Genomic DNA, 21916 nt, shown 5'->3' with positions numbered 1-21916 from the left:
GACTTTACTTTCTCCTCAGGTCTTAGACCTGTTTTGCATTTTGGCTTTACGTTAATTGAGTGATTACGTAGATTGCTTTCCACGTATATTCTGACCACACCAATTTGGTGTGGTTTTTTTTATCTGTCACTTTTTGCCAAAAATCACTGCAAGTTATGCATTCCCTCCTATTTGAACATTCCACGATCCCTCACAACATTCCTATCGTCTCATTTCTGTGACCGTGGTTATTAAAACAGTTGTTTTAATTTCTTAACAACTTATCTACAATCTTCTGGTCTGACCTCTTAATTTTAGCAAGGAGTCGCTATGAGACCTCTCCAGAATCTCAAAACGTCCCAAGGCGAGCGGATTGCCGTCGTTGCCGGTTTGAGAACCCCATTTGCCCGTCAAGCCACAGCCTTCAATGGTGTTCCTGCCGTCGATCTGGGCAAAATGGTGGTCAATGAAATGATCCAGTCAATAGAGCTGGATCCGGCAGTGATCGACCAATTGGTGTTTGGCCAGGTGGTACAGATGCCGGAAGCCCCGAATATTGCCCGTGAAATCGTATTGGGTACCGGTATGAATATCCACACGGATGCTTACAGTGTGACCAGGGCCTGTGCCACCAGTTTCCAGGCCGTTGCCAATATCACAGAAAGTATTATGGCTGGTGCAATTGATGTGGGTATTGCCGGCGGGGCTGATTCATCCTCCGTATTGCCGATTGGTGTAACCAAAAAACTGGCTGCGACCTTACTTGAGCTGAATAAAGCCAAGACGATGAGCAAACGCCTGAAAGTGCTCAGCAAGCTCAATATGAAAGACCTGATGCCGGTACCCCCGGCAGTGGCGGAGTACTCAACCGGCCTGAGCATGGGGGACACCGCCGAGCAAATGGCAAAATCCCACGGGATTACCCGCCAGGCACAAGATGAGCTCGCCCACCGGTCGCATACACTGGCGGCAAAAGCCTGGGCAGACGGCTTGATCGAAGGGGAAGTGATGAAGGCTTTTCCAGAGCCGTATAAAGCCTATATAGATAAAGACAATAACATCCGCGAAGACTCTGCACTGGAGAGCTATGCCAAGCTTCGCCCTGCGTTTGACCGTAAGCACGGATCGGTCACTGCCGCGAATGCAACACCGCTGACAGATGGTGCGGCCGCAGTTCTGTTGATGCGTGAAGGACGTGCGCGGGAACTGGGGCTCGATATCCTGGGCTTCATTCGTTCCTATGCTTTTTCGGCCATTGGCGTACATAAAGACATGTTGATGGGGCCATCTTACTCAACACCGATCGCGCTGGATCGTGCAGGCATTACGCTCTCCGACCTGACACTTATAGATATGCATGAAGCCTTTGCTGCGCAAACTCTGGCCAATGTGAAGATGTTTGCTTCTGACTCCTTTGCTCAGGAGAAACTAGGCAGGGGGAAAGCCATTGGCGAAATAGACATGGACAAATTTAACGTGCTTGGGGGTTCAATCGCCTACGGCCACCCATTTGCCGCAACCGGCGCACGTATGATCACCCAAACCCTGCGAGAACTGAAAAGACGTGGTGGCGGGCTTGGCCTCACGACAGCCTGCGCTGCCGGGGGCCTGGGTGCAGCAATGATTCTGGAGGTGGAATAATGGATAACCAGATTATTGAAGGCCGCCAGCCGGCGTTCAGCCTAGAAATTGCAGAAAACAATATAGCCTGGGTAAAAATTGATGTTGCCGGCGAGAAAATGAACTCCCTGCAGGCTTCCTTTGCCGATGATTTTGCTGATGTGCTGGGCGAGCTCAAAACCAACAGCGCGGTCAAAGGACTGGTGATTTACTCCGGTAAACCGGACAACTTTGTTGTGGGTGCTGACGTGCGAATGCTGGATGCCTGCAAAAGTGAAGAAGATGCCGAAGCCATTTCCCGCAAAGGCCAGGAAATGTTTGGTGAGATTGAGAAACTCCCTTTCCACGTCGTAGCCGCCATCCATGGCCCGGCATTGGGCGGCGGACTGGAGCTGGCGCTGGCCTGTCACAGCCGGGTTGTGTCCGACAATGATGCGACCCGGCTTGGGTTACCTGAGGTTCAGTTGGGTTTGTTGCCGGGTTCAGGCGGCTGCCAGCGTTTGCCCCGTCTAATCGGCGTTGCCGGTGCTCTGGATATGATCCTGACCGGCAAGCAGCTTCGAGCCAAAAAGGCCCGCAAGATGGGGATTGCAGATGACTGCGTTCCTGAAAGTGTCCTGCTGAAAGTCGCTGAAGAGCTGGCATTGAAACCCAAGCCAAAGCGCAAAACCGGCTTTGGGGACTGGGCGATGGGTTCAACCTCCCTTGGGAGGGGGGTGGTTTTTGACCAGGCGCGCAAGAAAACCAATGAGAAAACCCGGGGCAACTATCCTGCGACCAATGCCATTCTTGATGTGGTGAAATACGGTCTCGAAAAAGGGATGGAGAAAGGCCTGGCATTTGAGGCCAAGCGTTTTGGCCAGCTGGTGATGACCCCTGAATCCAAGGCACTTCGCAGCATCTTCTTTGCCACCACTGCAATGAAGAAGGAAAACGGTGCAGATGCAGAGCCGAGAGATATAAACCGTGTAGGTGTACTTGGTGGCGGGTTAATGGGGGCTGGGATTGCACACGTTACTGCGTGCAAAGCCGGTATTCCTGTACGTATCAAAGATGTTTCGCCGTCAGGTATCCAGAATGCGTTGGGTTACAGTTACAAACTGCTGGAGAAAAAGCGTAAGCGCCGGATTGTGTCCAAAGCGGAACTTCAGCAGCAAATGAACCGGATCAGCGGGACCACAGGTTTTGATGGTTTGCATAAAGTAGATATGGTGGTGGAAGCTGTATTTGAGGATCTTGAACTCAAGCACCAAATGGTGGCTGATATTGAGCGAGAGACCAGTGAAGAGACGATCTTTGCCACCAATACTTCATCCCTGCCCATTAACCAGATTGCAAAGGGAACTGCCCGTCCTGGAAATATCGTCGGGCTTCACTATTTCAGCCCGGTCGAAAAAATGCCGCTGGTGGAAGTTATCCCCCACGAAGGCACATCCCCCCAGACGATTGCCTCCGCAGTGGCGTTCGCCCGGAAGCAGGGCAAGACGCCAATCGTTGTCGCGGACAAAGCCGGCTTTTATGTAAACCGGATACTGGCACCTTACATGAACGAAGCCGCAAGGGTTCTGCTTGCCGGTGAGCCGGTTGAGTATCTGGACGAAGCCCTGTTGGATTTCGGCTTCCCGGTAGGGCCGATAACACTGCTGGACGAAGTGGGTGTGGATATTGGTGCCAAGATCAGCCCAATCCTGTTGTCTGAATTGGGCGAGCGGTTCAAAGCGCCGGATGTGTTCGACGTGTTGCTGGCTGATGACCGCAAAGGGCGCAAGAGCGGCAAAGGCTTTTACTTATACGGAAACAAGGCAAAGAAAGGTAAGAAGACAGTCGACAAGCAGGTTTATACCTTGCTGGGACTGAAGCCGGAAGTGAACCAGACAGGGCCTGAAATATCAATGCGCTGTGTACTGTTGATGCTAAATGAAGCGGCACGCTGTCTGGATGAGGGGGTTATCCGCTCAGCAAGGGATGGCGATATCGGTGCCATATTCGGTATTGGTTTCCCTCCCTTCCTTGGCGGGCCATTCCGGTATATGGACCGTCTGGGTGTCGACAAGGTTGTCGCGATGTTAGAGGAGCACGCAGCAAAGTATGGTGAGCGTTTTGAACCATGTGAAAAACTGAAGAGCATGAATCAGGAAGGTGTCACATTTTATTGACTTCCCAGGCAGATGCTTTGTGAGTGATATATAAGCTGTATGGATATAAAGCGTCCGTAACTGGCTGCTTTATTGATCTCAATGGTTGCCAATCGCACAAATGTGCCTTTACTTGCGTATGACCAATCACTAAGATCTATTTGTCTGATATATCAGGCTTTATCTCTCAATCACTACTTACAAGGAATTGTGATGAAAAAGATCCTTGCAGCGGCAACGCTTTCAATGGTTATGTTCCCAGCCGCTCAGGCATTGGCTGACCAGGACATCGGTTGTGGTCTGGGTACCATGATTTTTGAAGGCAAGTCAGGTCTGGCACCAAAGGTCCTGGGTGCAACTACCAACGGCATTTCTGGTAACCAATCTTTCGGTATCACCTTTGGCACCCTGGGCTGTCAGGCTGACGGCGTGATCACTTCCCGTGAAAAACTGGCAATGTTCATTGACGGCAATATGGATAACCTGGCTCGCGACATGGCAAAAGGCCAAGGCGAATCGCTGTCTACCCTGGCTGCAGTTTGGGGCGTAGAAGCCAAAGACCAGCAAGCATTCAACGACATGGCCCGCAGCAACTTTGCACGTATTTTCGCTGACGAAAACGTGACTTCAAAAGACGTGCTGGACAACCTGAATGCGGTTGTTGCCCAAGACGCTCAGCTGTCTGTATACACTCTGTCTTAATCCTGACAGAAAAAGATCCCGGTTAAACGGGATCTTTCCTTTTTACGCCTTTTCCTGCCGGTTTCCTGATGACGTTTACTCTAGCAGCCAAAAGAACCCCACGATTTGCCGTCTCGTCTCTATTTTTAAGTCTTTCCGCCGCCCTTTTTTCCCAGAACCTTTTCGCAGAAGCAATCGCAACTGAGGAAAATCCCAATTTTTCAGTGTTATCTGAACAACCGGAATGGCTGAAACTGGGCCACTATGTCGACAAGCTTGGCGGGTGGGAAAGCCAAATTGACAGTGGACGCTTTTTTTTGTCGAAGAAAGGAAAAACGTCCCCGGAAAGTGAACTGGCCATAACATATAAAACGTTTGTCAAAGAGCAGCAGAGTGGTGAATCCACAGTCAGTTGCCAATACCCGGCACGTTTCCGCTGGCTGAACAGGGTACTTTCTGCCGGATGGAACATGCCTGTTTGCCCGGCGCTGGATCAGTGGAAAACTGTGATTGACCCGGAAGGGGTGACTCTGGTCTTCCCGACAGCGTTTATGAACAACCCCTCGTCCATGTTTGGTCATACCCTGCTGCGCGTAGATGCTAAGGACCAAACCCGGAACAAGGAATTGGTCGCCTTTGCCATTAACTTTGCCGCTGAGCCGGATGCCGGAGACAACGCCGCCGCGTATGCCATCAAAGGTTTGGTGGGCTCTTACCCAAGTGCATTTTCGTTGATGCCCTACTACCGGAAGGTGCGTGAATACAACGACCTTGAGTCCCGTGATATCTGGGAATACAAGCTGAACCTGGCCCCGGAGGAAGTAGAAACCATTCTGTACCACCTGTGGGAACTGCAAGACGCCCGGTTTGACTACTATTTCCTTGATGAAAACTGCTCATACCAACTTTTATCCCTGTTGCAGGTCGCCCGTGATGACCTGATGCTTACCGCTGAGTTCCCGCTCCATGCTATCCCGTCTGATACGGTGTCTGTTCTGAAAAATAAAGGGTTGATTAACCCACCGGCATACCGCCCGGCATTTGGTACCCGGTTAAATCACTATGCGGGTGAATTGGATGATGTGGAGCTGGGCATCGCTCTGGCGTTGTCTGACCCGAATGTTGATGCTGAACAGGAAATGCCACCGGGAACCGATTCACAGAAAGCCGGACGCCTAGAGTTTGCCTATGAATCCCTCAACTTCCGTTTCTATGATGAACGCCTGAACCGGGATGTGGTTGCCCCAAAACTGACTGGGCTCCTGATGGCACGAAGCCGCCTGGATGTGGGCTCCCCATTTTCCCAGGTTCCCCGGCCGGATGACTCCTCTGAATCCGGACATGGTTCAATGCGGGTAGGTCTGGGTTACTACGGTGCAGGTGAGGAAAACAGTCAGATCACCTTCCACTGGCGGGCAGCCTACCACGACATGTTGGACCGCCCGGGGGGCTTTATACCCGGTGCCCAGATCAGTTTTCTTGATATGTCATTGGGTATCGACAAAGAGGGTGATATCACCCTGAACAAACTGTATTTGCTGGATGCCATGTCACTGGCACCGGACAACCGGATATTCAGCAGTTGGTCGTGGAATGTCCGGGCTGGCTCCGACCGCCAACCGGTCGACAATGGCTGGGAAAACCGCTGGTTCTTCCAGGGTGGCTACGGTAAGTCATGGGGCAGTGCAGACAAACTTCATGGCTACCTGCTGGCGTCCTCGGAAGTGGATACAGGCTCTGCAGTTTCCCGAAATGCCAGCTTTGGTGTGGGTGTAGAAAGCGGTCTCAGCTACCAGTTTGCCAACCAGGACAGGGTTCTGCTATCCGGGCAGCATATGATTATGCTGGACTCTCCGTTTGCAGCCCGCTCACAGGCCAGCCTGCAGTGGAACCATGTGGTGACACAAAATCTCTCTGTCCGTACAGAAGCCGGCTACTGGAAATGGGAAGCGGATGATGTTTATGGAGAGATACGGGGATATTTTTATTTTTAACCTTGGCAGAGTGGCCTGGCCTTTCGCCTAAGATCATTGCGTCCCTGATCATGCAGGGACGCAGGTATGTGCTGATATCCCTAACTGCGCTTTTTCTGAAACTGCCGGATATCCTCAATCAGCGTTGTTCCCCGAGGCAGTTTTATCTCTTCCTGGTGGCTGTTTCCTCGGCTCAGCATAATCAGCCGGTCTGCCGTCCGCGGTTTCAGGTGCTCGACCACAAAGCGAATCATGTCTGTACGGGTTAAGGCTTTCAGGGCTTCAGCTGCTTTCTGGCGTTGGTCAAAAGAGAGATCCCGGTTGCCGATACTGTTCCAGTAGCGCTGGGTACGCATCCGCAGGTTGGAATCCGGTTCTTCTATCTGGGCAAGAAGACCCTGTTTGCTTTGCGCCCATTGCTCCTCATTGAGTTCCAGCAGAACCAGTGAGAATGCATTGTGGAAGTCATCAATGGCCTTGATGAGCATTTCAGGATCGCCGTGAGGGGACTGGACGTAAAAAATCAGCCCTGGTACCCGGTTCATGGGCAGGTTTGCACTGCCGACCATATATCCGAGCTGCTGCTTGGTGCGCAGTTGGTCAAAAAAGGTAGAGGACATCAATTGGTTGGCGAAGGTATACAGTGCAATTTGCTCCGGGCCTCGTTCCTCTGCCTGGTAATACACCAGAACGGCTGAATCGGCGTGATCGCAATCCATCTGGTAGGCGAGGGTACCGGCGTTGTTGATTCTTACTAGAGGCCGGACAGACTCCTGGTAACGCTGGTTTTCCACTCGCAGGGTGTTTTTCACCAACTCAGCCAACTCAAATGCCTGCTCTTTATGCCAGTTCCCGTACACAAACATATCGACATGCAGGATCTCCAGCATGTTGTCGACAAAATCCGGTAAGTCGGACACTTCCAGGTTTTCCAGCGCCTCAACCATTTCCGGGTATGGCGGGTTGTTGGGCTGCAGCAAGCCGGAAAGTGCATTGAACAGGCGGCTGATGGGCTTGTCTTGGGCTGCGTTTTTCCAGTACCGCAACAGTTGCGCCTTTATGATATTAAACCGCTCCGGCTTGAAACTGCGATTGGAGAACCTGTCCAGCAAAATTCCCAGCAGCAGCGGCATTTTCTCGTTGAAACCGGACAGATGCAGGGTGGCTCCCCCCTGGTGGCCGTAAAGGTTGTAGTTCAGCCCGGCAACTTCTGCCGGATAGGCAGACTCATTGATGGCTTCCAGCAACATTTCAATGGCAACCCGGGTTTTGACGATGTTTTCGACTGAAGCCACAGAATAGGGGCTGTCTATCGCTACATAAATGGAACCTTTAGGCACCCGGAATTCCGTCTCTTGCCCAAACCACAAACTGAAGCCCGGCAGCTCCTGAATGCACTCAGGGTTTGCCTGCGTATTACGTTCCAGCGTGAGCGGAACCGGCTGGTAGCTGATAAACGGGTTAGGCTCCGGCAATGTAAGTGCTGGGGAAATATGGGGTTCGTGCCAGGCAGCGCGCTGGTGGTCTGAAATTTCCCTGACCGTATAGGGGGTGAAATACCATTTGGCTTGCTCATGGTACTGGTAGCCCTGTGCAATCAATGTCAGGCGAAGGTTCTCCGGTGTCAGCAATGCCAGCATATGGCGGATATCCTGCTCGATGTAGGTATCCATCATATAGTCGCCATACATGACATCATCCGGCTGGTAGTGGTGCAGGTTCATGACCAGGTGGCTGACAAGGTCAATGGGTCGTGAGGCTTCCTGATGGTGGAATGCCATCTCCTGTACCGCCTGTTTTTCCTTGTAACGCCATTCATCCAGCCCTTTTTCACGGATAAGCCGGATAGTCTGGAATACATAACTGACAATATCATCGATATGATCCAGGCCAGCGGGGGTCAGGTTCAGGCTGACAGTAAACTCTCGGAAGTTGCTACCGGAAATCCCCCCGCCAGCAGACAGCGTGTTGATGAACCCTTTGTTCTTGAGAAGGGACATCAGGCTGCCAGGCCCTTCGTAACCCAGCAGGTGGGCAATGTAAGACAGGGGCTTGGTTTTGTAATAGGCCTTCATTGATGGCAAAGAGAAATTCAGTGTCAGCTTGCGAACTTCTTTTCGCGGTTCAATGATGATGAGTTTGCCTTGTTGCGCCGGGGTGACCAGTGGTGCATCCGGAACACGGGGTTCCAGCGATTTATTTTCGATACTGTCAAAGTAGGTTTTTGCCCAGGCTTCCAATTCATCAAGTGACTGTGGACCGAGCAACACCAGGGTCATCAGGTTGGCGCTGTAATTATCCCGGTAAAAGGTAACGAGTTCACTGGTAATCGGCCCGTCCCTGTCTTCGAGTGTCTCAGCACTGCCCACAGAGAATTTAGAGAAAGGGTGAGCCGGGTTGACCGTCTCTTTCTGCACTTGGTAGATGCGGCGGATATCATCCTGGAGTTTGAGTTTGTATTCTGAATCAACAGCCTTGCGCTCCCGGTCTGCGCTGTCTGCATCTAACAGCGGGGCGATAAAAAACTGGGCGAAGCGGTCAAGGCCTTCTTCAAAATAAGCGGGGCGAACATCAAAGAAATACGTTGTGTGCTCAGTACCGGTCCAGGCGTTATTCGAACCGCCATTCTGGCTGATAAATGACTGGAACTGGCCTTCGCGGGGATATTTCTCTGTCCCCAGAAACAGCATGTGTTCCAGGAAATGCGCCATACCCTCACGGTTTTCCGGATCATGGAAATGACCGACATTCACCGAGAGTGCAGCAGCACTGCGGGGCACTTTTTCATCGTGGATTATCAGTACCCGTAATGCATTTGCCAACGTGAACTGGCGGTAGGTCTTACTGTCATTCGGGCTGATATGCACGTGATTTTCCTGGGAAATATTAACAAAGTACTCCATTATGGCTGCCCCGGGCTTAGGTGGCAATCACCGCGACCGCGCTGTCTCAACCCCTGCGCACTTATCGCGAAACCTGATTTCCTGTGATCCGCGCACGTTCTCATTAGCATGAATCGCTGTTAGCATAGCCAAAAAATGAATAAAAAGAGCTTTGATTGCATGCAAATTACAATAATGCGTCATGGTGAAGCCTCCATGCACGCAAACAGTGATGCTGAGCGCCCCCTTACCTCTACCGGAGAAGCCCAGTCCCAGCAAATGGCATCCATGCTGGTAAAGCAGACCGAACCCTTTGATTTGGTACTGGTCAGTCCTTACCTTCGGGCCCAGCAGACTTGGCAAAGTATGCGCGCCTTGTTGCCATCTGCCAGGGAAGTGATGACCTGTGAGGATATTACCCCGTATGGGGATTCATCTCGGGCGGCAGACTACATCCGGGCACTGGTGGAAGTGCATGGCTACAAAAGTATCCTGGTGGTGTCACACCTTCCGCTGGTGGGGTATATGTGCACGGAGTTTTTGCCAGGCAGCCAGCCGCCCATGTTTATGACGGGGGCAGCGGCTGTAATTGATTACGATTTGGATTCAGGTAAAGCCTCTTTGCTTGAAAGTCTGGTGCCGGGTATTCACTAAGTCTTTTTATTGTTTGGGTATTTTAGATCTAAACTTTGAGAAAGAATTGTCGATAACTCTTAAAGACACGATTTCAGCCCGGGGCGCATTCAATGAAAACCAAGTTATTTCTTACCGCATTAATGGCTACGCTGTTGGCAGGCTGTACCATGAGTATGGGCCCACGGGTGGCACAGATTAACGCCAACGGTGCAATCAAGTGGGGATCAGGTGACATTGAACCTATGCACATTTCCACTACCGGTTCTACCCTGACCTTTGAGGGGGACAGTAACTTTTTGAGCCGCAGCGCCATCGTGATTTTTTCTCGCATTGAGAGCGATAAAAACAATGACTGTGAACTTTACTATGCGGAAGGTGAAAACCGCAGCAGGATGGAAATTTGCCCGTCTGGTGAAGTCACCTTGTTTTCAGAAGGGAAAATTATCAATGTGGGCAGATTGTTGCGTTACGAGGAAGTTTATTGAACCCCCTTCATCCGGATATGACAAAAAAGCGCCGAATTAACCGGCGCTTTTTTGTTGAGGGCAACGAAATCAATCTCTGTAGATTGAGAACTCGTCAGCCACTTCCAGCAGTTGCTCACGGGTCATCATAAAGACACCGTGACCGCCGTTTTCAAATTCCAACCAGGTCAGTGGCAGGTGAGGGTACTGGTCTTCCATGTGGATCATGGAATTACCCACCTCACAGATCAACACGCCATCTTCTGTCAGGAAGTTTGGTGCGTTGGCAATAATGCGGCGAACCAGCTTCAGGCCATCTGAACCGGCAGCAAGACCCAGTTCCGGCTCGTGGCGGAATTCATCAGGCAGTGCGTCCATGTCTTCTTCGTCCACGTACGGTGGGTTTGAGACAATCAGATCGTACTTCACTTCCGGCATGTCGCGGAACAGGTCAGAGCGCAGCGGAGTCACCTGCTGCTCCAGGCCATGGTCCTGGATATTCATTTCAGCAACTTCCAGAGCATCTGCCGAGATGTCTACCACATCCACTTCCGCATCCGGGAAGGCATAGGCACAGGCAATACCGATACAACCGCTGCCGGTGCAAAGGTCCATGATACGGGCTGGACGACCTCGCAGCATTGGTTCAAAGTGAGACTGGATCAGCTCCCCGATAGGTGAGCGAGGCACCAATACACGTTCGTCTACAAAGAACTCCAGGCCACAGAAGTATGCCTTGTTAGTCAGGTAAGCTGACGGGACGCGTTCATTGATGCGGCGCATGACTCGTTCAACAATGCGCAGACGCTCACTGCTGGTCAGGCGTGAGTGGCGGGTTTCCGCCGGTACGTCGATAGGGAGGTAAACAGTTGGAAGCACCAATTGTACCGCTTCATCCCACGCATTGTCGGTACCATGTCCGTAGTACAGGCCGGCAGCGTTAAAGCGGCTGACGGTCCAACGAAGCATATCTTGCAGTGTACGCAGTTCACTGACGACTTCGTCGACGAAAATCTTGTCCAAATTGGCCTCCAAATAACGTTACAATACCGCCTGATACACAGGGTTCGGCGTCATGGGTTAAGCGACCCACCACACAAGAGATAAGTAAGCGGCGATGAGCAACAAAAACGATTTACATGATGATGACGATTTTTCGCTGTTTCGCGAGGCGGTTCAAGGCGTAAAAAAGCTTGAGCAGGATACCATAAACCCGACCCGTCGCGTCATCACTAAAAACACCCAGCAGCGGGCTAAAGTGCGTGAAAACAGGGATCATGAGCATTACTTCTCAGATCAGTTTGAGCCCCACCTTGAGGAAGAGGGCCCCACCCGCTATGCCCGTTCGGATGTTTCCAAGTATGAAGTAAAACGCCTGAGGCGGGGTGTCTATGTTCCGGACATGTTCCTGGATCTGCACGGAATGAGCCAGCAGGAGGCCAAACGGGAAATTGCAGCACTGATTGCGGCCTCAATTAAAGAAGGAATTGAGTGTGTTTGTGTGATGCACGGTATCGGCAAGCATATACTCAAACAGAAAGTCCCTCTGTGGCTGGCACAGCACCCAAGTGTACTGGCATTCCACCAGGCGCCGTTGGAATTTGGCGGGGACGGCTCACTGCTGGTGCTGGTAGAAGTGCCGAAGTAGATGTTATGAACAGGGGCCTGGGAAGAGCTGGCCCTAGGTACTGGGAACAGCAAGAACGAAGAACTTGACTGAATATATCTAGACGACAAACTCTTGCAGTACCCAGTACCCAGTACCCAGTACCCAGTACCCAGTACCCAGTACCCAGTACCCAGTACCCAGTACCCAGTACCCAGTACCCAGTACCCAGTACCCAGTACCCAGTACCCAGTACCCAGTACCCAGTACCCAGTACCCAGTACCCAGTACCCAGTACCCAGTACCCAGTACCCAGTACCCTAAATAATTTTGCTTCCCCCGCTGCAATATGGTTCATTAATAGCCACGCAAAGAAAGCAAACACAACGATAACGACAGAGGATGTAATGGCTGGTAACACCATTGGACAAGTTTTTCGTGTCACCACATTTGGAGAAAGCCACGGACTGGCACTCGGCGCAATCGTAGATGGTTGCCCGCCGGGAATTGAACTCACTGAAGCCGATATGCAACATGACCTGGACCGTCGCCGTCCAGGTACGTCACGCTATACCACACAGCGCCGTGAACCGGACGAAGTTAAGATCCTTTCCGGTGTTTTTGAAGGCAAAACCACAGGTACATCTATTGGCCTGCTGATAGAAAACACCGACCAGCGCTCTAAAGATTACTCAAATATCAAAGACCGATTCCGTCCCGGCCATGCGGACTACACATACCAGCAGAAATACGGTATCCGTGATTACCGCGGGGGAGGCCGCTCATCAGCCCGTGAAACGGCTATGCGTGTTGCCGCAGGTGCAATTGCCAAGAAATACCTTGAGCAGGAATTCGGGGTTCGGGTTCGTGGTTACATGTCCCAGATGGGAAATGTGAAAATTGAAAAGATCGACTGGGATGAAGTAGAAAAGAACCCATTTTTCAGCCCGGATGCCGACAAGGTGGAAGCCTTTGATGAGCTGATACGCGACCTCAAGAAAGAGGGTGACTCCATCGGTGCAAAGATTAGCGTAGTAGCGGAAAACGTCCCGGTTGGTCTTGGTGAGCCGGTATTTGACCGTCTGGATGCTGACCTGGCCCACGCCTTGATGGGAATCAATGCGGTAAAAGGCGTTGAGATTGGTGACGGTTTTGACGTGGTCAACCAGCGTGGCAGTGAGCACCGTGATGAGATGACACCGGAAGGTTTTAAATCCAACCATGCCGGTGGTGTACTGGGCGGTATTTCCAGTGGGCAGGATGTGGTTGCGCACATTGCGCTGAAACCAACATCTTCCATTACAGTCCCAGGCCAGTCAATCGATGTTGATGGTAATCCTGTTGAAGTTGTCACCAAAGGGCGTCACGACCCTTGTGTCGGTATCCGCGCAGTACCTATTGCGGAAGCCATGGTAGCCATTGTCCTGATGGATCACCTGCTCCGGAACCGGGCGCAAAACGGAAAAGACCAATAACGAGTTTTATAAAGGTGAGTAACTGATCTACTGTTACTCACCTCCCATTTATCCAGTCTCACCGCTCACTACTCGCCACTCACTACTCAAGTCTTAATTCCCATAGCTTGCAGGTGGAGGACGACGTTATCCTTCCGCCACTTCCTTTTCCCCAAAACGGAAGACCGGCAATCCCCAGCCGAACTTCACAGCCGCCATTCGGAAAGTAAATCCAGCTACGAGAACCACCGGTGTAGTGATGTAGTCATGGATTCCGAACTCCACCATTCCCCAATACATCCAGCCGGCGATAAACGAAATTGAAGCGTACAGTTCTTTGTGCAGAACCATCGGCTGGCGACGGCAGGCAAGATCGCGCAACAGGCCACCGAATACGCCGGTTACAACCGCCGATACTACGCAGATTAGCGGCGGAAGCCCCATATCAATGGCTACCCGGCAACCGATAATACTGAATACAATCAGGCCCAAAGAATCGAGCAGGACGAAAATCCGGTGGTAGCGTTCAACCCACTGGCCAACCCAGGTTGTCAGGATACCTGCAATACAGGTAATAACCAGGTACTGGGGGTGTGCCACCCATCCCAGTGGGTAGTGTCCAAGTAATATGTCACGAACTGTGCCACCGCCAATTGCAGTCGCGCTGGCAACCAGCATGACACCAAACCAGTCCATATGCCGACGACCGGCAGCGAGGGCACCAGTCATGGCTTCTGCTGTAATTCCAATGATATAGAGTGTGCTAAGTAACATAAGGTTAATTCAAAAGTGGAATTGGGTTGTCCGGAAAGGTAGTTATTGTAGGTGAGTTGAGTCACAGAAAAAACCGATCTGTAACATGTTTTTGCATGAGAATAACTAATGGGAGGGGAGGGGCTAGGAAGAGCAGGTCCTTGGAAGAGCTGGTTCGAGGAAAAGCGGGGGGAGGTTCTAGGACGGAAGGGCTTGTAGGACTAAAATCCTGTAGAACCCAGAACCCAGAACCCAGAACCCAGAACCCAGAACCCAGAACCCAGAACCCAGAACCCAGAACCCAGGACCCAGGACCCAGGACCCAGGACCCAGGACCCAGGACCCAGGACCCAGGACCCAGGACCCAGGACCCAGGTCCCAGGACCCAGGTCCCAGAACCGAGGTTCCAGCTATCAAACCTTACCTTGAAGATTCTCCCAAAGCGATCCAACAATAGCCTGATCAGTTGGGCTAAGCTCGTTGGCATTCTCTTTCAGGCTGGATACAACACGCTGGCGGAAGACGTCCAGATCATTGATACCTTCCACTTCACAATCAGCTGCGGCCAGAGAGATGTGTCCGCGTAGGTAACCGCTGGCAAAGAGCTCGTCATCGGTGGCTGTTTCTACCATTGAGTCAATGTGTTCCAGCAGTGCTTCTTCATAGTTATGGATCATCTTGGGTCCTGTATAAGCTGATTGACGTTAAAACGAGTCTGGTGTCAGAGCGGGAATGCCGTAATGGAGGCGAAATGCATCTGACAATTGCTTTGCCCTTGCCGGAATACCTTTGTCCAAGTATGCCAAAACCTGATTTCTGACATTATGGGTAAAGGTTGCCCGGTCCGGTTCTACGCCGGATAAGTTATCGCAGCTTACATTAAAGCGAAAGCCACAACTTGCGGATAAAATCCATTCAAGTGCCTGGGGCTTGATTTCCACCTTCTCAAATTCAGCCTGGGTTGCAGCATCCCGGCCATCCGGCTCATACCAGTAACCATAATCTTCAAGTTTGCGTCGTTCTGGCCCGGCAACGCACCAGTGGGCCAGCTCGTGCAAGGCAGAGGCAAAGAACCCACGGGCAAAAATGATTCGGTTGTGTGGGTGTTCGTTATCAGCCGGGAGATAAATGGGTTCGTCTCCACCGAGCAGGAGTTCAGTGTTTTCAGCGTCCAAAAACTCTCGGTTGAAGACGGCGATCAGGTCTTTGTAGTCGTGGTGCATGTTACTTTCTCAAAAAATGCATCCCTGCATATATGGGTATATTAGAATGATCAGTTGGCTAGGCCGCTCTTGAGCGCTTTTCTCACCCACATCCGGGCAGGATGGAGAGCATCAAGGACGTCTTTTTCCATTGGCAATGGGTCGCCGCATATCTGTGAGGCTATGAGTTCGCCGAGAATCGGGGCAGATGTCAGGCCACGAGAGCCCAAAGCAAGTAGACAGTACAGCCCTTCGTAAACAGGGACATTCTCGGATTCGGTTTTCTTCAGGTGTAAATCCCTGTAGCTCTCATGCAGTTGCGGGAAATCCGCCACATCACCGGCGAAAGGCAGGTGGTCCCGGCTGGCACAACGGATACCAACACGGCCTTCTTCGTTGTCTGTATTCACGTCCTGCGTCCATTCTTGCTTAATGCAGTTGAGCAGGCGCTGTTTATTATCCCCCTGATCCTCGAAGCGGAAAGCCAGGGACTCATCATTACGGCTGTAGCTGGCCCCAATACAATGTGTCCCCGTTTCAGGGTTGGCCGGTGTCAGGTACCCGTCGAAACAGACGACTGATTTGAGTTTTTTCAGGGTTTCCGTCGTTTTTATATGGCTTACCTGTCCGCGCACGGAATAGGCTGGGAGTGGGGCTGTCTGCTCAAACCCGCTGAATTTGTGGCCATTTGCTACAACCACGCAAGGGTGGGCGAAAGTGCTGTCGCCAACGCTCAGCTGCCATTCATTGCTCTGGCGGGTGAGCGTTGAAACGTCACTTTGATATTTAATGTCCAGCAAGCCTGTATTTTCCGCCAGGGACAGGATAGCCCGGGTCAATTGCTGAGGGCAGAGCCAACCGCCAAGTGGGTAGCTCACTCCAGTGAAACCGCTTGGTAAACCCAGCGCCTCGTCTGTCTCTGCTTCTGACAGGGGGCGGAGGATTTCGGCAGGGAAACCTCCGGAGAGCATTTTTTCCAGCTTGGTTGCTATCTTCTCATCCCAGGCGATCTGGGTGACTCCGCACCAGTCGTGGTCAAACGTCGCTTTTTGGGCTATCTGTTCGACAAACTGACGGGCGAAAACAAAGGCCGGGGCAAAAAAGCGGCTGAGTGCATCATGGCTGCCGTTAAGCAGCGGGTATACCGCACCTTGCCGGTTACCTGAAGCGCCAGTAGCGGCTTCCTTGTCTTCACAATATAACGTGGAGCGAATGCCGCGTTGGGCAAGAGCATAGGCAGTTGTTGCCGATGCTATGCCTCCGCCAATGATGGCGATGTTACCGGTATTTTCTGCCGGTTTACGTAAATACCAGGGAGCCATGTTGGATTGGCTTTGGCGGTTTTCCATCTTGCCAATAAGCAGCTCTCGTTTACGGCCAAAACCTTTGGCTTTGCCCATGGTAAAACCTGCGTCCATCAAGCCGCGGCGGACAAACCCGGCAGCAGTAAAGGTTGCGAGGGTACTACTGTTTTTGGAAAGCCGGGCCATTCCGTTGAACAGGTCCTGGTTCCACATTTCGGGGTTTTTGCTCGGTGCGAAACCGTCCAGGAACCAGCAGTCGACAACCCCTTCATAAGGGCAGGCTATCTGGGGCATGGAATCCTTGATATCGCCAATCCACAGATCCAGCGTGATCATGCCCCCGGCAAGCACCAGCCTGTGGCATCCCGACACCGCAGGGGGATAAGCCTGTTGTAACGCCTCAGCATATGCTTTCAGTTCCGGCCATGCTTGGTGAGCCTTTTGAAGATCAGCAGGTTTAACCGGAAACTTCTCAAAACTGATAAAATGCAGCTCTTTAGTGGCCGAATCGGGATGTTGCAGGCGGTACGCTTCAAACATTTGCCACACCGCCATAAAGTTCAGGCCGGTGCCAAACCCGGTCTCGGCAATGACAAACCTGCGTTTTCCGAACGTTTCCCAGCGTTCCGGCAGGGCGTTTTGCTTGAGGAATACATAGCGGGTTTCTTCCAGTCCATTGGCATTGGAGAAATACACATCATCGAAAGCACTGGAAACCGGGGTTCCTGAGTCATTCCATTCGATAGATGCAGGCTGGATTCGAAGGTCTGTCACAACAATCTCTGTAATTTGGGAAAACTGCCGCGAATTGTAACGTTTGGCTGTAAATACGACAAATTTGAGGTGGTTTAGGTATATACCCAATCCACCTCAAGGTGCGTAATTCAGAGTGATTTCAGTGCGTTCAGTTCAAGGAAAATACCTGAAGGAATGGCAGCTCCCTTTCAAAGGTATTTGACACAGAATTGGGCGCACTGAAACACTCCCGAAGGGCGAGTTTGATTGGCTCTCATTCTACGTTGCTGTTTCTTGATTTAGAGCCACTAGATCGTCAAAACAGCGCCTTGACTGACAGCCAATCAACTCTCGCTGAAAACTGCACTTTGAGGTGGTTTGGGTATATAACTGAGTGCTTAATGAAAGCTGACCAGTTTTCCCCGTTAAAAACGGTATCATTCACGCAAACTGGAGTGTAGGAAACTAACATGAAACGAGTTGTGATTACTGGCATGGGCATCGTGTCCAGCATCGGTAATAACGTCAAAGAGGTTCTGGCTTCTTTGAAAGAAGGCAAATCCGGTATCACTTTTTCAGAGCAATTTGCTGAAAAAGGTCTGCGCAGCAACGTATGGGGTAGCCTGGATCTGAACCCTGCCGACCATATTGACCGCAAGAAAATGCGTTTTATGGGTGATGCTGCCGGTTTCGCTTATCTGGCGATGGAACAAGCTATTGCCGACTCTGGCCTTGCTGAAGATCAGGTTTCCAACGAACGTACTGGCCTGGTGGCAGGTTCAGGCGGCGCATCTTCCGTAAACCAAATTGCAGCGGCTGACATCCTGCGCGAAAAAGGCGTTAAGCGTGTTGGCCCTTACATGGTACCTCGTACCATGTCATCAACTGTGTCAGCGTGCCTGGCAACACCATTCAAAATTCGTGGTGTTAACTACACCATGAGCTCAGCCTGCGCAACTTCTGCCCACTGTATCGGCCATGCTATGGAACTGATTCAGCTTGGTAAGCAGGATGTCGTTTTCGCCGGTGGCGGTGAAGAGCTCGACTGGAGCCTGGCAATGATGTTCGACGCAATGGGCGCACTGTCTACCAAGTACAACGACGACCCAAGCAAGGCTTCCCGTACATACGATTCAGCCCGTGACGGCTTCGTTATTTCCGGTGGCGGCGGCATGGTCGTGGTCGAAGAACTGGAGCACGCACTGGCTCGGGGTGCGAAAATCTACGGTGAAATCGTAGGCTACGGCGCAACCTCAGACGGCTACGACATGGTTGCTCCGTCTGGTGAAGGTGCTGTGCGTTGTATGAAGATGGCTATGCAGGATTTGGATGCGCCAATCGACTACATCAACACCCACGGTACTTCAACACCTGTTGGTGACGTGAAAGAGCTGTCAGCAATTCAGGAAGTATTCGGTGGCAACAGCCCTGCTATTTCTGCAACCAAGGCCATGACCGGTCACTCACTGGGTGCTGCCGGTGTACAGGAAGCCATCTACTCAACACTGATGCTGGAGCACGGTTTTGTCGCACCAAGCATCAACATTGAAAACCTGGATGAAGCAGCAGAAGGTCTGGATATCGTCACAGAGAAGCGTGACGCAGAACTTAAGACCGTAATGTCCAACAGCTTTGGATTTGGTGGTACAAACGCAACCCTCGTTATCCGAAAGTACGAAGGCTGATAACCACCACAACAAACCGATTCCAGGGAAGGCGTTCCAGATACTATCTCCGCGTTAGGCAAGGAGCGCACACAACACCAACCTGCTTCTTTGAGAGCGGAAGCAGGTTTTTCAGGTCCTGGATATTTGCCCGGCTAGATGCCGGGCTTTTTTGTGGGCTAAAACTGAATAACCTGATTGGCTCTCATTCTGCGTCGCTGTTTTTTGATTTAGAGCCACTAGATCGTCAAAACAGCGCCTTGACTGACAGCCAATCAACTCTCGCTGAAAACTGCACCTTGAGGTGGTTTGGGTATATATATGGGGCAACTGTATATAGCGAAAGAGTATAAACTTGATTCCCCTTTACTCCTGACGCAAACTGCCTCAAAAACCGTGGGACAAAGTCATGCGTATTCTGATTGATGAAAACATGCCGTATGCGGCGGAGTTGTTCAGCCAACTGGGTGAAGTCATACTCAAGCCGGGGCGCAACCTGACTGCTGACGATCTGGAAGGCATTGATGCCCTGATGATCCGTTCCGTTACCAAGGTAAATCATGGACTCCTGGAAAAGGCTGACAAACTGAAGTTTGTCGGGTCGGCTACTGCCGGTACTGACCATGTCGATCAAAATGCCATGGCTGAACGTGGCATCCATTTTACAGCGGCTCCCGGCTGCAACAAGATTGGTGTTGCCGAGTATGTCCTGAGTGCTTTGATGGTGCTGGGTCAGCAACAGGGTTTTTCTGTATTTTCGCGAAAAGTGGGTATCGTCGGTGCCGGTAATGTGGGTACATACCTGGCGAAGTGCCTTGATGCCCTATCTATCCCCTACATGCTGTGTGATCCCCTTAAGCAACAGGCCGGAGACCAGAGAGAATTCCATGATCTGCATACACTGCTGACCCAATGTGACGTGATTACCCTGCACACTCCGTTGACCTATGATGGAGAGCACCCTACACACCACCTGATTAATGCAGAAGCACTGGCGGTGATGAAAGGAAATGCGATCTTGATCAATGCTGCCCGTGGCCCGGTTCTTGATAACCAGGCACTTAAAGAACGTTTGCAGGAAGACGGTCATGGTCTAACGGCGGTGCTGGATGTATTTGAGCACGAACCCCATGTTGACCTGGAGTTGTTGCCGCTGGTGGCTTTCGCAACCCCACATATAGCCGGGTACGGACTGGAAGGGAAGGCGCGGGGAACCACCATGGTCTTCAATGCATTCTGTGAGTTTCTTGGTGTTGAAAACCGAGCGGATGCAGCTTCACTCCTTCCCTGCGCATCCATTCCAGAAGTGCGGCTGAGCCAAAAATGGCAGGAAGCAGATTTGTTTTCCCTGATCCAGCTGGTTTACGACATTCGCCGGGATGACGCCCAGTTCAGGCGTACTATGATGACATCAGCCTCGCAACGGCTCACTTTTGACCAGTTACGCAAGAACTACTGGGACAGGCGTGAGTACGGTGCAATAACAGTAGCGGGACAGCCGGAGTTTGGGGTAGAGTCCCTTGCTCGCTTGGGCTTTGCCGTCCAGGTGGGGCAATCCGCTAAACAAGATATCCAATCAGGGGAACAGGCATGACACAAGAGTTCGATATTGCCGTATTGGGTGCGACCGGCGCTGTGGGCCGTACCATTCTTGAGGTTCTGGAAGAACGTAACTTCCCGGTCCGCAATCTTTACCTGCTGGCGAGTGAACGCAGTGCAGGTGAAAAGATACGCTTTAAAGGCAAGTCGATCATGGTCCAGAATGTGGAATCATTTGACTGGTCTCAGGTTCAGGTTGCGCTTTTCTCTGCCGGTGCAGCTGCATCACAGGAATGGGCACCGGTTGCCGCTGATTATGGGGTTGTTGTTATCGACAACACGTCATGCTTCCGCTATGACCCGGATGTACCACTGGTTGTTCCAGAAGTGAACCCTGAAGCGATTGCTGACTATCGCGACCGCAACATTATTGCTAACCCAAACTGTTCCACAATTCAGATGTTGGTGGCACTGAAGCCTATTTACGATGCTGTGGGTATTGAGCGTATCAATGTATCAACCTACCAGTCTGTATCAGGCTCTGGCAAAAAGGGCATTGATGAGCTCGCAGGCCAGACTGTCCGCCTTCTGAACAGTCAGGATGCGGAACCGAGCCTCTACAAAAAGCAGATCGCGTTTAACTGCCTGCCACACATCGATGCATTTATGGAAAACGGCTACACCAAAGAAGAGATGAAAATGGTCTGGGAAACCCAGAAAATCTTCGCTGACGCTTCGATTGGTGTGAATCCGACCTGCGTTCGTGTTCCGGTGTTTTACGGCCATGCTGAAGCGGTCCACGTTGAATGCACCCAGCCAATTGATGCTGACTACGCAATGGCTCTTCTGAGCAAGGCTGAAGGCGTAAAACTCTTTGAAGGCGAAGACTACCCAACGCAAACCAAAGAAGCAGCCGGTCAGGACGCCGTTATGGTCGGCCGAATCCGCAACGATATCAGTCATCCAAACGGACTGAACATGTGGGTGGTTGCTGACAATGTGCGTAAAGGTGCTGCAACCAACGCAGTACAGATTGCAGAACTGCTGGTTCGCGATTACCTCTAATCTGCATTTCTGGACTCAGGTCCATCACTCCCGGGTGCAACCGGGAGTGAACCTGAGCCGATGGCACAGAATTGCGACATCTCTCTTAAGGTTTTCCCTATTCTTCCGATATAGTTAGCACTAGGTTTGATTTTTCAGACTGTTGCAGCCTTGGCGGCTGTTTCAGTGGCAGCGTGCAAGGCATTAAAATATTCAGACTTTATCAATGCCGTGTTTTTTTGACT

Annotated in this window: 18 protein-coding genes; 11 read left to right on the top strand and 7 right to left on the bottom strand. The window is 51.5% G+C overall.

All coding sequences use genetic code 11. From position 1 onward, the window contains the following. Positions 1–309 precede the first annotated feature (309 nt). From fadI to NF212_RS12915, 4 genes are all read left to right on the top strand, one after another. Positions 310–1620, top strand: coding sequence for an acetyl-CoA C-acyltransferase FadI (fadI, locus tag NF212_RS12930; protein ID WP_434356243.1), 1311 nt, complete (start codon positions 310–312; stop codon positions 1618–1620). After that, a complete protein-coding gene (gene fadJ, locus NF212_RS12925; protein WP_434356241.1) occupies positions 1620–3755 on the top strand; it encodes a fatty acid oxidation complex subunit alpha FadJ in 2136 nt (711 codons plus the stop codon). The genes fadI and fadJ overlap by 1 nt, the downstream gene beginning before the upstream one ends. Before the next feature lie 192 nt (positions 3756–3947). After that, positions 3948–4436 (top strand): DUF3015 domain-containing protein, encoded by a 489-nt coding sequence (locus NF212_RS12920; RefSeq protein WP_434356239.1) that lies wholly within the window; start codon positions 3948–3950, stop codon positions 4434–4436. A 68-nt stretch (positions 4437–4504) separates the two neighbouring features. Continuing rightward, the gene (locus NF212_RS12915) at positions 4505–6409 is read left to right on the top strand and encodes an Lnb N-terminal periplasmic domain-containing protein (RefSeq protein ID WP_434356237.1); all 1905 of its coding nucleotides are present in this window, start codon (positions 4505–4507) and stop codon (positions 6407–6409) included. A gap of 80 nt (positions 6410–6489) precedes the next feature. Here NF212_RS12915 and NF212_RS12910 read toward each other — a convergent pair whose 3' ends face one another. Beyond that, the gene (locus tag NF212_RS12910) at positions 6490–9255 is read right to left on the bottom strand and encodes an insulinase family protein (RefSeq protein ID WP_434360882.1); all 2766 of its coding nucleotides are present in this window, start codon (positions 9253–9255) and stop codon (positions 6490–6492) included. 195 nt (positions 9256–9450) lie between these two features. Here NF212_RS12910 and sixA point away from each other — a divergent pair, with 195 nt between their 5' ends. Both sixA and NF212_RS12900 read left to right on the top strand, forming a co-directional pair. Further along, complete coding sequence (gene sixA, locus NF212_RS12905) at positions 9451–9924, top strand: phosphohistidine phosphatase SixA (protein ID WP_434356235.1); 474 nt, start codon at positions 9451–9453, stop codon at positions 9922–9924. A 92-nt stretch (positions 9925–10016) separates the two neighbouring features. After that, positions 10017–10391, top strand: coding sequence for a hypothetical protein (locus NF212_RS12900; RefSeq protein ID WP_434356233.1), 375 nt, complete (start codon positions 10017–10019; stop codon positions 10389–10391). 69 nt (positions 10392–10460) lie between these two features. Here NF212_RS12900 and prmB read toward each other — a convergent pair whose 3' ends face one another. Then, on the bottom strand, positions 10461–11393 hold the full coding sequence (prmB, locus tag NF212_RS12895) for a 50S ribosomal protein L3 N(5)-glutamine methyltransferase (protein WP_434356231.1): 933 nt from the start codon (positions 11391–11393) through the stop codon (positions 10461–10463). A gap of 94 nt (positions 11394–11487) precedes the next feature. Here prmB and smrB point away from each other — a divergent pair, with 94 nt between their 5' ends. Then, positions 11488–12018, top strand: a complete 531-nt coding sequence (gene smrB / locus NF212_RS12890) for an endonuclease SmrB (RefSeq protein ID WP_054672100.1) — start codon at positions 11488–11490, stop codon at positions 12016–12018. 78 nt (positions 12019–12096) lie between these two features. Here smrB and NF212_RS12885 read toward each other — a convergent pair whose 3' ends face one another. Continuing rightward, entirely contained in the window at positions 12097–12324 is a 228-nt protein-coding gene (locus tag NF212_RS12885; protein ID WP_434356229.1) for a hypothetical protein, read from the bottom strand. Positions 12325–12383: 59 nt separating this feature from the next. Here NF212_RS12885 and aroC point away from each other — a divergent pair, with 59 nt between their 5' ends. Next, the gene (gene aroC, locus NF212_RS12880; protein ID WP_434356227.1) at positions 12384–13451 is read left to right on the top strand and encodes a chorismate synthase; all 1068 of its coding nucleotides are present in this window, start codon (positions 12384–12386) and stop codon (positions 13449–13451) included. A 126-nt stretch (positions 13452–13577) separates the two neighbouring features. Here the strand turns inward: aroC and NF212_RS12875 are convergent, their stop codons facing one another. The 4 genes from NF212_RS12875 to mnmC all read right to left on the bottom strand — a co-directional run bounded on the left by NF212_RS12875 (position 13578) and on the right by mnmC (position 17463). After that, positions 13578–14204 (bottom strand): trimeric intracellular cation channel family protein, encoded by a 627-nt coding sequence (locus tag NF212_RS12875; protein ID WP_434356225.1) that lies wholly within the window; start codon positions 14202–14204, stop codon positions 13578–13580. A 392-nt stretch (positions 14205–14596) separates the two neighbouring features. Then, a complete protein-coding gene (locus NF212_RS12870; RefSeq protein WP_434356223.1) occupies positions 14597–14860 on the bottom strand; it encodes a YfcL family protein in 264 nt (87 codons plus the stop codon). A 27-nt stretch (positions 14861–14887) separates the two neighbouring features. Next, positions 14888–15406: an elongation factor P hydroxylase gene (locus NF212_RS12865; protein WP_434356221.1), complete on the bottom strand. Its 519-nt coding sequence runs from the start codon at positions 15404–15406 to the stop codon at positions 14888–14890. Positions 15407–15456: 50 nt separating this feature from the next. Further along, positions 15457–17463, bottom strand: coding sequence for a bifunctional tRNA (5-methylaminomethyl-2-thiouridine)(34)-methyltransferase MnmD/FAD-dependent 5-carboxymethylaminomethyl-2-thiouridine(34) oxidoreductase MnmC (mnmC, locus tag NF212_RS12860; protein WP_434356219.1), 2007 nt, complete (start codon positions 17461–17463; stop codon positions 15457–15459). A gap of 431 nt (positions 17464–17894) precedes the next feature. On the opposite strand from mnmC, the gene fabB reads away from it, so the two are divergent. From fabB to NF212_RS12845, 3 genes are all read left to right on the top strand, one after another. Next, on the top strand, positions 17895–19109 hold the full coding sequence (fabB, locus tag NF212_RS12855) for a beta-ketoacyl-ACP synthase I (RefSeq protein WP_054672096.1): 1215 nt from the start codon (positions 17895–17897) through the stop codon (positions 19107–19109). Positions 19110–19497: 388 nt separating this feature from the next. After that, a complete protein-coding gene (locus NF212_RS12850) occupies positions 19498–20682 on the top strand; it encodes a 4-phosphoerythronate dehydrogenase (RefSeq protein ID WP_434356216.1) in 1185 nt (394 codons plus the stop codon). Next, a complete protein-coding gene (locus NF212_RS12845; RefSeq protein ID WP_434356214.1) occupies positions 20679–21692 on the top strand; it encodes an aspartate-semialdehyde dehydrogenase in 1014 nt (337 codons plus the stop codon). Before NF212_RS12850 ends, NF212_RS12845 begins: the two co-directional genes overlap by 4 nt. The last annotated feature ends 224 nt before the right edge of the window (positions 21693–21916 follow it).

Source organism: Parasalinivibrio latis, assembly GCF_036825535.1.
GTDB classification, from domain to species: domain Bacteria; phylum Pseudomonadota; class Gammaproteobacteria; order Enterobacterales; family Vibrionaceae; genus Parasalinivibrio; species Parasalinivibrio latis.
The sequence above is the reverse complement of the archived record's forward strand: the minus strand, read 5'-3'. Positions and strand labels throughout refer to the sequence as shown.

What these genes read in the sequence shown, in the direction of transcription:
- NF212_RS12915 (WP_434356237.1), top strand. Translation starts at nt 4,505, where the DNA reads ATGACGTTTACTCTAGCAGCCAAAAGAACCCCACGATTTGCCGTCTCG.
- NF212_RS12920 (WP_434356239.1), top strand. Translation starts at nt 3,948, where the DNA reads ATGAAAAAGATCCTTGCAGCGGCAACGCTTTCAATGGTTATGTTCCCA.
- fadI (WP_434356243.1), top strand. Translation starts at nt 310, where the DNA reads ATGAGACCTCTCCAGAATCTCAAAACGTCCCAAGGCGAGCGGATTGCC.
- fadJ (WP_434356241.1), top strand. Translation starts at nt 1,620, where the DNA reads ATGGATAACCAGATTATTGAAGGCCGCCAGCCGGCGTTCAGCCTAGAA.
- sixA (WP_434356235.1), top strand. Translation starts at nt 9,451, where the DNA reads ATGCAAATTACAATAATGCGTCATGGTGAAGCCTCCATGCACGCAAAC.
- NF212_RS12865 (WP_434356221.1), bottom strand. Translation starts at nt 15,406, where the DNA reads ATGCACCACGACTACAAAGACCTGATCGCCGTCTTCAACCGAGAGTTT.
- NF212_RS12900 (WP_434356233.1), top strand. Translation starts at nt 10,017, where the DNA reads ATGAAAACCAAGTTATTTCTTACCGCATTAATGGCTACGCTGTTGGCA.
- smrB (WP_054672100.1), top strand. Translation starts at nt 11,488, where the DNA reads ATGAGCAACAAAAACGATTTACATGATGATGACGATTTTTCGCTGTTT.
- NF212_RS12845 (WP_434356214.1), top strand. Translation starts at nt 20,679, where the DNA reads ATGACACAAGAGTTCGATATTGCCGTATTGGGTGCGACCGGCGCTGTG.
- NF212_RS12850 (WP_434356216.1), top strand. Translation starts at nt 19,498, where the DNA reads ATGCGTATTCTGATTGATGAAAACATGCCGTATGCGGCGGAGTTGTTC.
- fabB (WP_054672096.1), top strand. Translation starts at nt 17,895, where the DNA reads ATGAAACGAGTTGTGATTACTGGCATGGGCATCGTGTCCAGCATCGGT.
- NF212_RS12875 (WP_434356225.1), bottom strand. Translation starts at nt 14,204, where the DNA reads ATGTTACTTAGCACACTCTATATCATTGGAATTACAGCAGAAGCCATG.
- aroC (WP_434356227.1), top strand. Translation starts at nt 12,384, where the DNA reads ATGGCTGGTAACACCATTGGACAAGTTTTTCGTGTCACCACATTTGGA.
- NF212_RS12870 (WP_434356223.1), bottom strand. Translation starts at nt 14,860, where the DNA reads ATGATCCATAACTATGAAGAAGCACTGCTGGAACACATTGACTCAATG.